The sequence below is a fragment of the Paenibacillus sp. ALE2 genome (assembly GCF_054113385.1).
Map to the genome: position 1 here is coordinate 4,321,054 of NZ_CM134213.1, position 14,440 is coordinate 4,335,493.

A 14,440-nucleotide genomic window follows, 5' to 3' on the forward strand; every position below is an offset into this window, starting at 1 on the left:
GCCCCGGGAGATGTCATATCTACCAAGGGCGGTTTCTTGTGGTGTTATTCAGAATCATCGGCTATGACAGCTTGTACAGGCTGCCTGTCACGTAGCAATGGTAACAACAGCATCGCTCCCAGTAAAAATAAACCGGCACTCACGGTATATACGGTGTTCAGGGAGGATTCGCGTTTGAGTGTACCGCCGATGCTCATACCCACGACCATCATCCCCGAGAACAGGGGAGAGAGGGCACCACCGACGCGGCCGATAAAAGCAGCTTCGGCATTTTTCATCATCATCGTGTTGATACCAATATGAATGCAAGGATAAAATAGACCGCTGAGTACTTGCAATGCCATTGTCAGCACAATATTGTGCGACCATCCGACTCCAAAGGTTGTCAGTGTGCTGACCAGAAGTCCAGTCGCCAGGAGCAATTGCGGCTGGACTTTTTTGGCAACCCCCATAATCAGACCGCCGCCCAACAGCATAGCCGCTCCGTTCGCCATTAACGGCCATTGTAAAAATTCCTTATCTTGTCCAAGGTTCTCGATAGATACAAAAACCATTAATGGTTGAATAAGTCCGACCGCCAGCCCAATTATGGTAAATGTTCCTCCAAGCGTGCGAAGTGTACGGTTATTCCATACATAACGTATTCCTTCTTTAAGCTCTTCAATGAAATGTGTTGGTCGATCTATCTCAATTACTTGCTCATCTTGTGGGATACGAGTTAGAACAAGCGCAGAGATAAGAAACAACATTCCGGTTATAGACAATGAAGAGAAAATTCCAAAGTGTTGATAAATAAATGTACCGACGACAGGACCGATAACCATAAATAATGCCATGAGAGACTGAAAAAGAGCCATCACTCCCTGAAGCTGTTCTGGTGCTACATGCTGCTTTAATATTTTCATCGCAGATGGCTGAGAAAATTGAGATAGAATGGCCGAAAAGAAAGTGGATAGCAAGAGCACCTGCCATGACCCGTACCACAATGCGAGCAACACGATAAAAATAGACGCGGCCGACAGCAGATCGCAACTAACCATTGTCCGTTTAGGCCGCCAACGATCTGCAAATGTACCTCCAATGATGGCAAACAGAAAGATAGGCGCAAATTCAGCGACCGAAATGAGCGATACGTATACAGGATCATTATGGGTCAGATCTGTTACATACAACAGTATGGCAAAGTTCCGCACCCAGATGCCCAAATTTAGCAACGCATTGGAGGCAATAATGGTCCTTATATATGGATTTTTAAACAACAACAAACTCTCCTTTCTTATTTTCAGAGTATTTCTTTGAATATTTTTATAAACAAAATTATAATTTGTCTATATAATAATAGATAATATAATAAATATACTGCTATTTAGTCAAATGTTTTTTGTAATCCCTGAATAAAATAGAGAATAGAAAAGGAAATAGTCAATCATGCAAAAAAAGCGGATTAGAATAGAAAAGGGGTGGAGCACTACATATTTACAAATTGGATGGGATATCCAAATAAAAAAACAAAATTACATAATAAATATTATGTTAACTATTACGTGTCTATTATCTACCAGAATCTGAATCCGATGTACCTTTTAAAATCATAGTGATATAATTACGCGTACATGCCTGAAAAGGAGCGTATAGAACGTAAATGAACTTTCAAGTGGACTTTTTATCTTTTTTTGTGATTCAGGTAGACGGGAAAGAAGGACAAGGCGGTAAGTCCTACAAGCATTATGCTACAATGGATGACTATGATTACGATGAGAGTGATGTCAAAAAATTTCTGGACGGGGAATTTGCTCGCATTAGCAAGCGAAAGGTTGAAAAAAATCCAAGCACAGAGCAGGCACCGACTAAAATCGGCCGCTTTATCGTTGAACCGGAACATGAGCTGAGCAGTAATCCGAATTTCAATATGTTCGCTCGACTACGAGCAGCAGAGGATAAGGAAGATTTTAAAAATGCATGTGATGACCTGGTGCGGATGTACCTGGATACAAGCGCGGTACGAGGTGGAGCACTGATCATTGTACAGGCTACATTAAATACCCACTCTGACGACCCGTTTATTTTTGTACTCAAATGTGATTTTGAACCCAAAATTGCACGAATTACTGAAAGCAGCCTGGTCAGTGAGGTCGAAATGGCCATTTCAGCCCGTAATATGAAATCCATCATGTATCCCTACATGCTGGAGGAGGGTATGAACGATGAGTGGGAGCTTAAAATACATCAGTCTTCGCATGCGCGGTATTTTGAAGACTTTTTGAAATTCGTCACTTATGAGCAATCCATGCCGGAAATCGTTAATGAGCATGTCATGGGCTTTGTTCAGAACTATGTAGAAACCAAATGGCCGGATGCATCTAATGAGGAAAGACAGCAGGAAGAGCGCGATCTGGAGCTGTGGGCGGCCAGCGAAAAACGGGATCTGCAAGGAAAATGGGAACCTCTTCAGGTCGTAGAAGCTGCGCAGCATATTGTCGAGCTAAAACCGGAAATTGAAGTTCGTTTCAAACTGGATGATACGGCTGTGCGTGGGTTACTATCCGACTTTGGTGCCAAGCTGCATATCACGAAACTTCATGATAGATATGCACTTATTATTGAAGGTGATGCATTTACGTTTGAAAAGGGATTTTCTCCGATTGAGCTGCTACAACCTGAATCCTTTGAAACGGTGGCTGAGCGGCTCAAAGAGAAACGGCAACATGAAAATGAGGGTATGGATGGCGATACACCACCTTGGTAATTTGGAACGCATAGCAGGGCGACAAACGAACGGAATTATATTATAAAAAAACGGACCTCACAACGGATGTATCCGCTGTGGAGGCCCGTTTTTGTTTAGCTTTTATATTCTTGACTTACTGAATTACATATGCACTTTACTAATTTGATCTTTCAGCTTGTCCGCAGATTGAACCAACCTTGCACGTTCCTCGTCATTGAGCGGAAGATCCAAAATTTCACGTACTCCATTGTGATCCACGATACTTGGAACACCTAAATAAACGTCAGATACACCGTTATAATCTTCCAGCAGGGTGGACACATTAAGTACCGACCCCTCGTCTCCGAGAATAGCGGCTACGATACGGTCAAGAGCCAGCCCGATGGCGTAGGATGTAGCGCCTTTGGCATCTATAATTTCATAGGCAGCATTCTTCGTATTCTCAAAAATTTCATTTTTCGTTCCTTCGTCCAACTCCAGTGGAGTTCCAGCCACGTTGGCTGTGCTCCATACAGGTAACTCAGAGTCACCATGTTCTCCAATAATATGGGCGTGGATGCTTCGTGGATCGATGCCCTTTTGCTTCCCGATCAGATAGCGGAAGCGTGCGCTGTCCAGCAACGTTCCTGATCCAATGACTCTGCTTGAAGGCCAACCACTGCGTTTCCAAGAGATGTAGGAGAGAATGTCCACTGGATTGGTTGCGATCAGCAAAATGCCATGTGTATTGACCTTGATGATATTATCAATAATACTTTCAAAAATTTCGGCATTACGTTTAAGCAGATCAATACGTGTTTCTCCCGGCTTTTGTGAAGCTCCCGCTGCAACAATGATGATATCTGCATTACGGCAGTCTTCATAATCACCCGCCCATACTTTGACACCGCCGAGAAAAGGAAGCCCATGATTCATATCGAGCATTTCCCCCTTCGCCTTTTTGACGTTGACATCAATAAAGACAAGTTCTTGCATGCGTTGGCGCAGCAGCAGGGTGTAGCCGGTTGTTGTGCCAACCGCTCCCATGCCGACAATAGCCACTCTACTTCGTTTGTAAGGTTTTAAGCTCATAAAATCCTCATCTCCTTCTCGGGTTGTATACCTTTTCATTTTGGGATATTACTTAAAAATTTATCTTTCCAACTTAGTGTACCCTATATACTAACCCACCGCAAAGAAATATGACATTTTTCCTTGACTTCAAAGGCGAGCTCGCTAATAATTAATCGAATGATAAGAACATGCACTAAAGCGTTGCAGCACCGATATTGACGCATGAAATTATGGAAAGAGGATTAGGAATATGGACTTATTTCGAAAAAAAACAGGACTGCTCTCGCACGAGGAAAGCGGATCTACAGGTCACTTAAAGAGAACAATGGGGCCTTTTGATCTCACCATGCTAGGAGTAGGATGCATCATCGGGACAGGGATTTTTGTTATTACTGGCAAGGCAGCAGCAGAAAATGCAGGTCCCGGCTTGATGCTTTCTTTTGTTATTGCAGGGATTGCCTGCGTATTGGCAGCCTTGTGCTATGCAGAGCTTTCATCTACAGTTCCCGCGGCTGGGAGCGCTTATGCATATAGTTATATTGTTTTTGGAGAAGTTCTGGCCTGGGTACTAGGTTGGGACTTGATTCTGGAATATGGAGTGGCGGCCGCCTCTGTGAGTAGTGGCTGGTCTGCTTACTTTCAAGGCTTGCTGGCCGGATTTGATATACATCTACCGTTAGCTTTAACCGCAGCCTTCGATTCGACCAAGGGGACCATTATTGATCTGCCAGCGGTGTGCATCATCATGCTCATCACACTGTTGCTTAGTCTCGGAGCCAAGGAAACGGTCCGATTCAATTTCATTATGGTTTGTGTCAAAGTCGGGGTCGTACTGCTATTTATTGGAATTGGAATCTTTTATGTTAAGCCTGCCAACTGGACACCGTTCTTGCCTTATGGATTTTCTGGTGTATTGAGTGCTGCGGCAATCGTATTTTTTGCTTATCTAGGCTTTGATGCTATCTCAACTGCTGCTGAAGAGGTACGCAATCCGCAACGGAACATGCCCATCGGCATTATTTCCTCTTTAGCGATCTGCACGATATTGTATATTGCCGTTTCAGTTGTGTTAACGGGAATGGTACCTTATACGCAGTTGGGCGTTAGTGATCCGGTTGCGTTTGCTCTCCGCTTTATTCATCAGGATTTTGTAGCTGGATTAATTTCAGTTGGTGCGATTGCTGGGATGACGACCGTTTTGCTGGTGCTGTTGTACGGCCAGACACGATTAATTTTTTCTATGTCACGAGATGGTCTTTTACCCGTTTTTCTTTCTAAGATAAATGCCAAAACTCAAACACCGATTCGAAGCACATGGCTGGTGGGTAGCATTATCGCATTGGCAAGTGGTTTGTTCCCGTTACATGCACTGACCAACTTGACGAGTATTGGAACCCTGTTCGCTTTTGCTGTAGTTTCGGTTGGGGTCATCGTTTTGCGGAAGACACGACCAGATTTAAAAAGAGGGTTTACCGTACCATGGGTTCCGTTACTTCCGCTACTGAGTGCTTTGGTTTGCATCGGTCTGATGCTTCAGCTTCATATCAGCACCTGGATCGGATTTATCGTGTGGCTACTGCTTGGATTACTGATTTATTTCTTCTATGGATATCACAAAAGTTTGTTGAATCATAAATCCTAACAATATTAGTATGAAAAAAGCCGGCATTCTTCACTTTTGTGAAGGAGCCGGTTTTTTTTGTCATTACGCGAAAAGTGTCACATAGGGGTGTTTATGGTATAATTCTGTTTCAGATAAGCTTTTGGCACGTGATTACCGCATGCCATCGAGGGAGGATTTTGATATGAAACTGCGCTGGCGTGCGCTCTTGGGAGGAGTAATGCTATTGACGGGCATCCTGCTAACTGCCTGTTCTGCTGAACCCCCAAAAACTGTAACTAAACCTCCGATTGAGGAACCAGATGACCAGGGACAAACGATAACTATTAATCCGCCGGTAACCCCAAAGGCTGGCGATCCAAACGCCAAATATGTAGTACAGACACGAATCGCGGATTTTCATTTAATCGATAACAATAAAGGGTTGGTTTGGGGAGTTACCCATAATGAGCTTCGACTTTATGATACCCATGATGGTGGGAAAACATGGAATAATATTTCTCCTTCTGAAAACGTCCAATTTCAAGACAAGCTTGAATATGGCAAGGATATCAGTTTCACAGATTCACGTCACGGTTGGGTCGTCCGCCAAAATCTGGACCAAACAGCAACAGTCATTCTAAGAACGGCAGATGGAGGGCAGAGCTGGGATGTTTCAGCGCTACCTAGCGGAGACCATGTAAGCTCGATTCAATATGTAAATCCAACCACAGGCTGGATCATGGCTTATACAAAACTGAATGAGCAGGATCAACAAAAAATGTTGTATCACACCACGGACGGAGGAGCCACGTGGAATAAAGTTGCGCAAAGTTCTGGTATGACTTCCAACAAATCAGGCTCAGGTTTACCCGATCAAGGCAGTATGGCGGGAATGAGCTTTTCTTCCAACAATCAGGGTTTTGTGGCGATTAACGTGGACAATAGCGTGAAGTTGTATAAAACTTCGAATCAAGGGAAAACGTGGACTCCAGTCGCTAACAGCATGCAAGGGTGCCCTCAGGCTAAGGCAGAAGCTCAGCAGTCTCTTAAAGGTAACAGTTCCTCATACTGGATTCCGGTTTTCTGCTATGGGGATAACGGTACCAAATATAACGGGCTGTTTACGAATAATACAGGAATACAATGGAATGATGTGCCATTGGGTCTGAGTAGCAATAATAATTCTATAACTCCTGGGCGTACCTTTCTAAGCGATAAAGAAGGATGGGTTATAACCGTAAACGGAATGAGCCATACAATAGATGGAGGCAAGACGTGGACAAGTCTCAAAGGCAACAAGGTGCTGCCTTCGAAGCTAAAAGACTACCCACGATCAGTCAAGCTGCGTTTTGCTTCTTCATCGGTAGGTTGGCTGCTTTTGGAACGACTCGACGACAAGAAATCACTGCTGTTAAAAACAACAGATGGTGGTGCGAACTGGAGAATTTTGTAATCGTGATAAAGGTGATTGCCCTGGGATGTCTTCCCAGGGCGTTTTATTTTTAAAAAATTTAAATTTTATACGACAACATGTGAAAAAAATCACAAACTAACAAATGAGCCACTGTTATACTAAACCTGTAAACAACGATAGGAGTGATAATCATGAGAGCGAATCAGGATCATATGTTAACCCAATACTACCTTCAATTTTGCTACACTTGTCAGGATGCCTACGGTTGCACGACGGAAGAGGACTGCAAGCAATGCGCAGAGCGTTACGCCGAAGAAGAAGATCATGAAGTTCTGGATGAAACACAACGTTATCTCCAGCTTGTACATGTGTAAATCGATGAGCCATTCTGATATCGCCATATCTTGAGCCTCCCGGATTAATCCGTGGAGGCTCTTGGCGTTCTTGAGGGTTGCTATCAAATTTGGGCAGCAACATACATATACTGTTATAGAAGGCTTGAGGCAGGTCAGGATGCCCAGTGGTTTCCCTGTGGAATGCCTGGCGGAGAGGAGTGCGGTGCATGGGATTTGAGTCATTATGGATGTTCGATTGGCTGGGTACGGTATTGCCCGTATTTTTCGTAGTTGTGTTGGGTATTGTCGTGTTGTCTGCGGGCAGGGAAGTCATGGAATGGAGCCGGAACAAGCGGCAGCCTGTGTTGACGGTGGGTTCCCGCATTACGGCCAGAAGGACACATCTCCAACAGAGGCGCCAAGAGGAACAAGGGAGTCGTACCTATACTTTCTATTATGTAACCTTTGAAGTGGAGAGTGGCGACCGGATGGAGTTCAAGGTATCAGGGGAAGAATATGGTCAATGTGCTGAAGGGGATGAGGGACGGCTTACTTTTCAAGGTACAAGGTATATCGGGTTTCAGCGTCTTAATCGTTATAGCTTGGAGCAGGTTAAAATGTAGGATTCAGTCAAAAACATTCATGCTCATTTACAGCCTTCTGCGAGGAGCCAGGGTAGGGGGCTGTGAATGTTTCTTGTACGGCACATTTTGGTACATATATACTAAAACAGAGTAGTTCAGAGGAGGAATAAGTCGTGTCATTTGAAGGACAAGTTGTTATTGTAACAGGAGCGGCGCATGGCATCGGGAAAGAGGTCGCTTTTGCCTATGCTGCTCAGGGTGCCAAAGTTGTATTTGCTGACTACAATGAGGAAGAGGGCGCCGCAGCCGCTGCAGCAGCCCGGAACGAGGGTCATCAGGCTATTTTTATTCCTTGTGATGTGCGTAAGGAAGCAGATATTGTAGCGCTGATCCGTGCCACGGAAGAAGAATACGGTACAATTCATACGTTGATTAACAATGCAGGCGTATCCAGGTGGAAATCTCCATATGAGTTAACCGTAGCAGAATGGGATGACATTCTGAATACAAACGTACGCAGTTGTTTTATTGCAACCAGAGAAGCGGCTAAGGTAATGAAGCGAAACGCAGAAGGGGGCTCAGTGGTTAATATGACCTCTACACGAGCTTTCATGTCAGAGCCGGACACAGAAGCCTACGCAGCATCCAAAGGAGCCATAGCTGCCCTTACACACGCGATGGCCATATCGCTAGGAAAGGATAGGATTCAGGTCAATTGTATTAGTCCAGGATGGATTGAAACCGGGGATTACGAGCAATTGCGTGCGGAAGACCATCAACAGCATCCGGCTGGGCGAGTAGGGACCCCTAAAGACATCGCACGAGCCTGTCTGTATTTAACACAACCCGGCAATGATTTTGTAACAGGCACGAATCTAGTGGTCGATGGTGGCATGACGCGTAAGATGATCTACGAGCCATGATAAAAGCCTAAATGAGTAGTCCCATTCTTGGGGCTATTTTTTTATTTTCTGGACTGTCACCTATTGGGCATTTGTACCATAGGATAGGGTATGTGAAGGAGAAGCAAGGAGGGGAAGCGGTGGCTGTAATCAAGACCAACTCAGAGGATGTGAGGACCCTCGCCCGGCTGATGCGGGCTGAGGCTGAAGGTGAAGGCGAGTCAGGAATGCTCATGGTTGGCAATGTCGGTGTGAACCGAATTTTAGCCAATTGCCTAGATTTCCAAGGGATACGCCTCATGAATGACATGGTGTTTCAAAGCCCCGGAGGTTTTGAGGCTACTCAGAAGGGGTATTTTTATCAGAGGGCCCGTGATCGGGACATTCGACTTGCCCAGCGTGTAATCAATGGTGAAAAAATACGTCCAGCATCCAATGCATTATGGTTTTTCAGACCGGCTGGAGACTGCCCGGGTACCTGGTATAACCAGACCAATACCGGACGCTTTAAAGCCCATTGCTTTTTTAGCCCGACTGCACAGGACTGTCCTAATGTATATTAGACACCTTTCAGGATGGCTTGAAGAATTTAAAAATTAAAACCATTTTAGGAGGAATTTAAATGATTTCACAGCAAGCTTACCGTCCCGTATCTTATGCTTCCGGCAATGGATATCCCGAATGGCCAAGAGGAATGGCTCCAGCCGGAACCATGCAACCTATGACTGGCTTTCCACCTCAAGTAAGTAGTGGCAGCCCTATGACACCAACGGGTACGGTAGTGCAGGTTCAGACTCCTCAATACGAGCAATCATACATCGAGAATATTTTACGCTTGAACTTGGGCAAAACGGGAACTTTTTATATGACCTATGAAAATAACCGAGAATGGAATGCTAAAATATTCAAAGGCATTCTGGAAGCAGCAGGTCGGGACCATATTATTATTAGTGATCCGGCGACAGGCAAACGGACCATTCTGCTGATGTTAAACCTAGATTATGCAACTTTTGATGAGCCATTGTTGTACCAATATCCCGGCGTCATCGGGAACCCGGGCGGATCTCCGGTTCGCTGATGCCTTCATATATATGAGTTTACATCCTCTGCCAAACGGCAGGGGATGTATTTTGTTTATATTCTTTCTCAAATATAGTTGCTTTCTTGGTGGTAAGAGGCGAAAATGAGAGCTTTTCGACCTAAATGATAGAGGGATTGATTTTTCTGACATTGCTTGTAGTTTGACTGTATAGAGTATAGTTATATAATTAAATATAAGCTGATGAATGATTTAAACATTTATGCGGAATATGGCTTATGGAAGCCGGAAGGGGTGAATGTGTTGGGAAGTTGACGCTGCTTATGATGTGTTATCGTTCTGTCTATGATGAAAATATCCGAAGGAGGTGCGCCTGTCTGCCGTAATGACGGCTGATGGGGAGCATATTGAGTGACCCTTTACCGAGTATGTTTAACTTAATTATTGTTTTTGCATTAGTATTATTGAATGGATTTTTTGTATCTGCGGAATTTGCCATGGTGAAGGTCAGGGGCAGCCGTATCGAAACCTTGGTGGAGGCGGGCAATAAAAAGGCCGTATACGCCGCCAATATGATACACAATTTGGACGCTTATTTGTCTGCCTGCCAATTGGGTATTACCTTAGCATCGTTGGGACTGGGATGGATCGGAGAGCCGGCCATCGCACATTTGATTGAGCCTATATTTACTGCCGTTGGCTTGGGAGCGGTATACGTACACGGTACTGCCGTGGTGATTGCATTTATTGTCATTACGATTCTGCATATTGTGTTGGGTGAATTGGCACCCAAAACGATAGCTATTCGTAAATCTGAGACTATTACACTGTATTCGGCCATGCTGATGACTTGGTTTTACAAGTTGATGTATCCATTCATATGGGCGTTGAATGGAATGGCGAACAGCCTGTTGCGTTTGTTCCGTCTGGAGCCGGTATCCGAATATGATGATTCCGCGCATACGGGGGATGAAATACGCATTCTGATGAAAGAAAGCAATAAGAGCGGACTAATTGATAATACGGAATTGGCGCTTGTTGATAATATATTTGATTTTGCCGACACGACCGCCAGGGAAATCATGATTCCGCGCACGGAGATGATCTGTTTATACAGTAATGAGTCCACAGAAGAAAATCTCGCGATTGCAACGGAAAGCATGAGAACCCGTTATCCAATCTGCGCCGAAGATAAGGACCATATTATCGGCTTTATCCATATTAAAGATCTTCTACGTGCGAACACGCTGGATACCCGTACGATGATTCGCCCGATTCTTGCTGTTCCTGAATCAACGCAAATTAGTGATCTGCTCAAACGCATGCAGCGTAGCAAGACGCAAATTGCAATTTTGATTGATGAATACGGTGGCACATCGGGTATGGTAACATTGGAAGATATTATGGAAGAAATCGTCGGTGAAATTCAGGATGAGTTCGACCAAGAACGTCCGAGTTGTGAGCAGATTAATGACGAGGAATTTTCCATTGACGGTATGTTATTAATTGATGAAGTGAACGATCGTTTCGGGCTAGATCTTGATCATGAGGATTATGATACAGTAGGGGGCTGGCTCTACTCACATGTAGAGGTTATCCCTCCACAGCCAGGTCAGTCTGTAGTGTTTGAAGGATGTATGTTCATTGTAGAAGAAGTTGAAAACAAGCGGATTTCACGTATTCGGCTAATCAAACAGCCTATCATCGTGGAGGAAGCAGGAGTCTCATAATGGAATAAATATGGAAAGCGACCTTTAATGATGTGGGGTCGCTTTTTAATTTGTCTTCTTTACATAAAGGATGTGAATTGATATGATATCTGTGTTATTGTCAACCTAATACATAATTATTAAGTTGACAATAGAGTGGATTTCCTTACGGTAAAAATCTCATCTGCTTACATAACCATCTAAATGAGGGAGGATGAAGTATGAATTTATTCAATAAGGCTGTAAATTGGGACTCATTAGCTGAAAAAGCAATACATTTCAGCAATCTGACGCTGGAAGAAGGCACGGCGGTACTGGAAGCGGACGATGTGGAAATATTACCGATTATGCAAGCTGCATTTCAGGTAAGGCATCATTTTTACGGAAAAAAAGTAAAGCTCAATATGATCATGAACGCCAAAAGTGGTCTGTGCCCGGAGGATTGTGGTTATTGCTCACAATCCATCGTTTCTACGGCACCTGTCAGCAAGTATAGTATGCTGGATAAGGAATCATTGTTGGCTGGGGCAAGGGAAGCCCTGGCACGAAAAGCGGGGACATATTGCATTGTAGCTTCCGGCAAAGGTCCGACAGATCGGGAACTGGATCAGGTGATTGATGCTGTACAAGAAATTAGTCGTACCATGCCGCTCAAAATTTGCGCTTGCTTGGGGATTCTCAAGGGAGATCAAGCACAGCGATTGGCAGATGCTGGGGTACACCGTTACAATCATAATTTAAATACAAGCAAAGCCAACTATCCCTCGATTACGACCACACATACATATGACCAACGCATCGAAACTGTGAAAATGGCTCAATCACACGGACTGTCTCCATGCTCTGGCGTTATTATCGGTATGGGGGAGACGAATGAGGAAATCGTTCAAATGGCTTATGCCTTACGAGAGTTGGATGCCGACTCTATTCCGATTAATTTCCTGAATCCAATCCCCGGAACCCCTTTGGGAGAAGCACAGCGGATCTCGCCGATCCAAGCTTTAAAGGTGTTGGCACTGTTTCGGTTCATCTGTCCATCCAAAGAAATACGCGTCGCAGGCGGAAGGGAATTGAATTTACGCTCATTACAACCGCTAGCCCTTTATGCAGCAAATTCGATTTTTGTAGGAGATTATTTAACGACAGCAGGCCAAGAAGTTACCGCTGATCATCAAATGATAGAAGATTTTGGCTTTGAAATTGAGATGTGTGCCCTTTCAGCCGTATAATAGAGATTGTACAAACATGGAAGGGAGAGTTGAATGATGAGCGAAAAAGTATTTATTAGTCCAGGTAAATATGTGCAAGGGAAAAATGTGATTGATAAAACAGGTGAATATGTTAAGCCTTTAGGCCATACGGCTTTGGTTATTGCGGACAAGCTGGTTTGGGAGATTGCAGCCGATCGAGTGGTCAAAAGTCTGGAGCAGGCTGATATCACTGCTATAAAGGTTGAGTTTCAAGGAGAAGCATCCAAAAATGAAGTAAACCGTATTGCTGATGAGGGACGAAGCGGCCAGGTCGATATTGTCATTGGTGTAGGTGGCGGTAAAACACTGGATACCGCCAAAGCCGTTAATGAGCTACTCGGTTCCTCGGTGGTGATTGTTCCAACAACCGCCTCTACAGATGCCCCTACCAGTGCTCTATCTGTTTTGTACACGGATGAGGGTGCATTTGATACGTATACCTTTTTCAGTAAAAATCCGAGCTTAATTCTGGTTGACACGAAGGTCATATCTCAGGCACCGCCTTTGTTCCTCTCCTCAGGTATTGCGGATGCCATGGCAACGTGGATTGAAGCCCGTGCAGTCATTGAAGCTCGTGCTACAACTATGGCTGGCGGCTTGCCAACCTTGGCGGCAGAAGCCATTGCGTCCAAGTGCGAGGAGGTTCTTTTCGATTACGGACTGCAAGCTTATGAATCTGTGAAGCGCAAAGTCGTTACACCAGCGCTTGAAGCGGTGGTGGAAGCCAATACATTGCTAAGCGGTTTGGGCTTTGAAAGCGGCGGCTTGGCAGGTGCACATGCCATTCACAATGGTTTTACCGTACTCGAAGGAGACATTCATCACCTGACGCATGGCCAAAAAGTAGCTTTTGGCACCTTAGTACAGCTTGCCTTGGAAAAAAGACCTTTAACTGAGGTGGAGCGGTATATTGATTTTTACCTAAAACTCGATCTGCCGGTTACGCTGGAAGACATTAAGCTGCAAGAAGCTTCCCGAGAGGATTTGTACCGAGTAGCTCAGGCTGCTACCAAAGAAGGTGAAACCGCTCACAATTTACCATTTGCTGTTACAGCGGATGATGTGCTTGATGCAATTTTAGCGGCTGATCAGTATTCAGTTGCCTACAAGACTAAAATTGGACATAGAAACTAATCACATATGAAATAAGTAGATTCAAAGGTCGCTGATAAGCGGCCTTTTTCCATTATTTAACTTGCGGCTTATGGTATGATTTTCAGGGTACATAATTAGAAAATTACCTAAAATTTGAGAGGGGTTTAGCGATGGCCAAATGGAATGTAGAAGACCAAGGTATTCAATATAGTATTGAGTACAAGCGTGGCTTTACCGGAGGAAAAATTATTGTGAATGGTAGCGAGCAGAAGGTGAAAAGCCAGAACGCATTTTTGAACTTGATTGATTTTCCAATTCGATTGAAGGAGAAAGCTGTGAATGTTGTGGTCATTGGCAACAAAGCAGATTTAGCTGTGGACGGTATTTATCTTGGGTCCAATCAACCTTATGTTCCAGTAAGTAAGGCTCCGGGCTGGAGCTGGGCTTTTGTCGTGGTCAGCTTAGTTATAGGGTGGCTATTTGCAGGTATCTTTGGTCTGTGTTTGGGGATATTAGGCAGCATGTTTTATGTGAAATCATCTTTATCCTTACATCAAACCATTAATAGAAGAGTTGTAAGCTGCTTTATTGTCTTTTTCATCATCAGCATAATACAAATCGTATTTGGACTTGCAGCGAATTATTGGATTAATACACTGTAAATGTATGTAACATAACTTAAAGATGAAGCAAGAAGGCTCTCTCGCATCAAGCGGTGAGAGCCTTTT

Annotated in this window: 14 protein-coding genes; 12 read left to right on the forward strand and 2 right to left on the reverse strand. The window is 44.2% G+C overall.

What is annotated here, in order from left to right:
• Positions 1–44: 44 nt before the first annotated feature.
• Positions 45–1,259 carry an MFS transporter gene (locus ACXHJ1_RS18965; RefSeq protein ID WP_457905037.1) on the reverse strand — a complete coding sequence of 405 codons (1,215 nt, stop codon included), beginning with the start codon at positions 1,257–1,259 and terminating at the stop codon, positions 45–47.
• A 383-nt stretch (positions 1,260–1,642) separates the two neighbouring features.
• Here ACXHJ1_RS18965 and ACXHJ1_RS18970 point away from each other — a divergent pair, with 383 nt between their 5' ends.
• On the forward strand, positions 1,643–2,746 hold the full coding sequence (locus ACXHJ1_RS18970) for a DUF3900 domain-containing protein (protein WP_016820767.1): 1,104 nt from the start codon (positions 1,643–1,645) through the stop codon (positions 2,744–2,746).
• A 123-nt stretch (positions 2,747–2,869) separates the two neighbouring features.
• Here ACXHJ1_RS18970 and ACXHJ1_RS18975 read toward each other — a convergent pair whose 3' ends face one another.
• Positions 2,870–3,799, reverse strand: a complete 930-nt coding sequence (locus tag ACXHJ1_RS18975; RefSeq protein ID WP_107733547.1) for an L-lactate dehydrogenase — start codon at positions 3,797–3,799, stop codon at positions 2,870–2,872.
• A 232-nt stretch (positions 3,800–4,031) separates the two neighbouring features.
• Between ACXHJ1_RS18975 and ACXHJ1_RS18980 the strand changes: the two genes are divergently transcribed.
• The 11 genes from ACXHJ1_RS18980 (at position 4,032) to ACXHJ1_RS19030 (ending at position 14,374) form a co-directional block, all read left to right on the forward strand.
• Positions 4,032–5,423 carry an amino acid permease gene (locus ACXHJ1_RS18980; protein ID WP_090890563.1) on the forward strand — a complete coding sequence of 464 codons (1,392 nt, stop codon included), beginning with the start codon at positions 4,032–4,034 and terminating at the stop codon, positions 5,421–5,423.
• Between the two features lie 163 nt (positions 5,424–5,586).
• Entirely contained in the window at positions 5,587–6,837 is a 1,251-nt protein-coding gene (locus ACXHJ1_RS18985) for a WD40/YVTN/BNR-like repeat-containing protein (RefSeq protein ID WP_457905038.1), read from the forward strand.
• Positions 6,838–6,989: 152 nt separating this feature from the next.
• Positions 6,990–7,172, forward strand: coding sequence for a hypothetical protein (locus ACXHJ1_RS18990; RefSeq protein ID WP_013371387.1), 183 nt, complete (start codon positions 6,990–6,992; stop codon positions 7,170–7,172).
• Positions 7,173–7,360: 188 nt separating this feature from the next.
• Positions 7,361–7,756: a DUF2500 domain-containing protein gene (locus ACXHJ1_RS18995; RefSeq protein WP_016820772.1), complete on the forward strand. Its 396-nt coding sequence runs from the start codon at positions 7,361–7,363 to the stop codon at positions 7,754–7,756.
• 134 nt (positions 7,757–7,890) lie between these two features.
• Positions 7,891–8,640: an SDR family NAD(P)-dependent oxidoreductase gene (locus ACXHJ1_RS19000; RefSeq protein ID WP_016820773.1), complete on the forward strand. Its 750-nt coding sequence runs from the start codon at positions 7,891–7,893 to the stop codon at positions 8,638–8,640.
• 119 nt (positions 8,641–8,759) lie between these two features.
• Complete coding sequence (locus ACXHJ1_RS19005; RefSeq protein WP_016820774.1) at positions 8,760–9,182, forward strand: cell wall hydrolase; 423 nt, start codon at positions 8,760–8,762, stop codon at positions 9,180–9,182.
• Positions 9,183–9,241: 59 nt separating this feature from the next.
• Positions 9,242–9,697, forward strand: a complete 456-nt coding sequence (gene gerQ, locus ACXHJ1_RS19010; RefSeq protein ID WP_017427029.1) for a spore coat protein GerQ — start codon at positions 9,242–9,244, stop codon at positions 9,695–9,697.
• A gap of 389 nt (positions 9,698–10,086) precedes the next feature.
• A complete protein-coding gene (locus ACXHJ1_RS19015; protein ID WP_172494064.1) occupies positions 10,087–11,388 on the forward strand; it encodes a hemolysin family protein in 1,302 nt (433 codons plus the stop codon).
• A gap of 200 nt (positions 11,389–11,588) precedes the next feature.
• Positions 11,589–12,596 carry a biotin synthase BioB gene (gene bioB, locus ACXHJ1_RS19020; RefSeq protein WP_457905039.1) on the forward strand — a complete coding sequence of 336 codons (1,008 nt, stop codon included), beginning with the start codon at positions 11,589–11,591 and terminating at the stop codon, positions 12,594–12,596.
• Positions 12,597–12,632: 36 nt separating this feature from the next.
• On the forward strand, positions 12,633–13,751 hold the full coding sequence (locus ACXHJ1_RS19025; protein WP_019687369.1) for a glycerol dehydrogenase: 1,119 nt from the start codon (positions 12,633–12,635) through the stop codon (positions 13,749–13,751).
• A gap of 131 nt (positions 13,752–13,882) precedes the next feature.
• The gene (locus tag ACXHJ1_RS19030) at positions 13,883–14,374 is read left to right on the forward strand and encodes a hypothetical protein (RefSeq protein ID WP_457905040.1); all 492 of its coding nucleotides are present in this window, start codon (positions 13,883–13,885) and stop codon (positions 14,372–14,374) included.
• The last annotated feature ends 66 nt before the right edge of the window (positions 14,375–14,440 follow it).

Excerpts from the sequence above, each read along its gene's own strand:
- ACXHJ1_RS18970 (WP_016820767.1), top strand. The coding sequence starts at position 1,643 with ATGAACTTTCAAGTGGACTTTTTATCTTTTTTTGTGATTCAGGTAGAC.
- bioB (WP_457905039.1), top strand. The coding sequence starts at position 11,589 with ATGAATTTATTCAATAAGGCTGTAAATTGGGACTCATTAGCTGAAAAA.
- ACXHJ1_RS19025 (WP_019687369.1), top strand. The coding sequence starts at position 12,633 with ATGAGCGAAAAAGTATTTATTAGTCCAGGTAAATATGTGCAAGGGAAA.
- ACXHJ1_RS18995 (WP_016820772.1), top strand. The coding sequence starts at position 7,361 with ATGGGATTTGAGTCATTATGGATGTTCGATTGGCTGGGTACGGTATTG.
- ACXHJ1_RS18985 (WP_457905038.1), top strand. The coding sequence starts at position 5,587 with ATGAAACTGCGCTGGCGTGCGCTCTTGGGAGGAGTAATGCTATTGACG.
- ACXHJ1_RS19030 (WP_457905040.1), top strand. The coding sequence starts at position 13,883 with ATGGCCAAATGGAATGTAGAAGACCAAGGTATTCAATATAGTATTGAG.
- ACXHJ1_RS19015 (WP_172494064.1), top strand. The coding sequence starts at position 10,087 with ATGTTTAACTTAATTATTGTTTTTGCATTAGTATTATTGAATGGATTT.
- ACXHJ1_RS18990 (WP_013371387.1), top strand. The coding sequence starts at position 6,990 with ATGAGAGCGAATCAGGATCATATGTTAACCCAATACTACCTTCAATTT.
- gerQ (WP_017427029.1), top strand. The coding sequence starts at position 9,242 with ATGATTTCACAGCAAGCTTACCGTCCCGTATCTTATGCTTCCGGCAAT.
- ACXHJ1_RS18980 (WP_090890563.1), top strand. The coding sequence starts at position 4,032 with ATGGACTTATTTCGAAAAAAAACAGGACTGCTCTCGCACGAGGAAAGC.
- ACXHJ1_RS18975 (WP_107733547.1), bottom strand. The coding sequence starts at position 3,799 with ATGAGCTTAAAACCTTACAAACGAAGTAGAGTGGCTATTGTCGGCATG.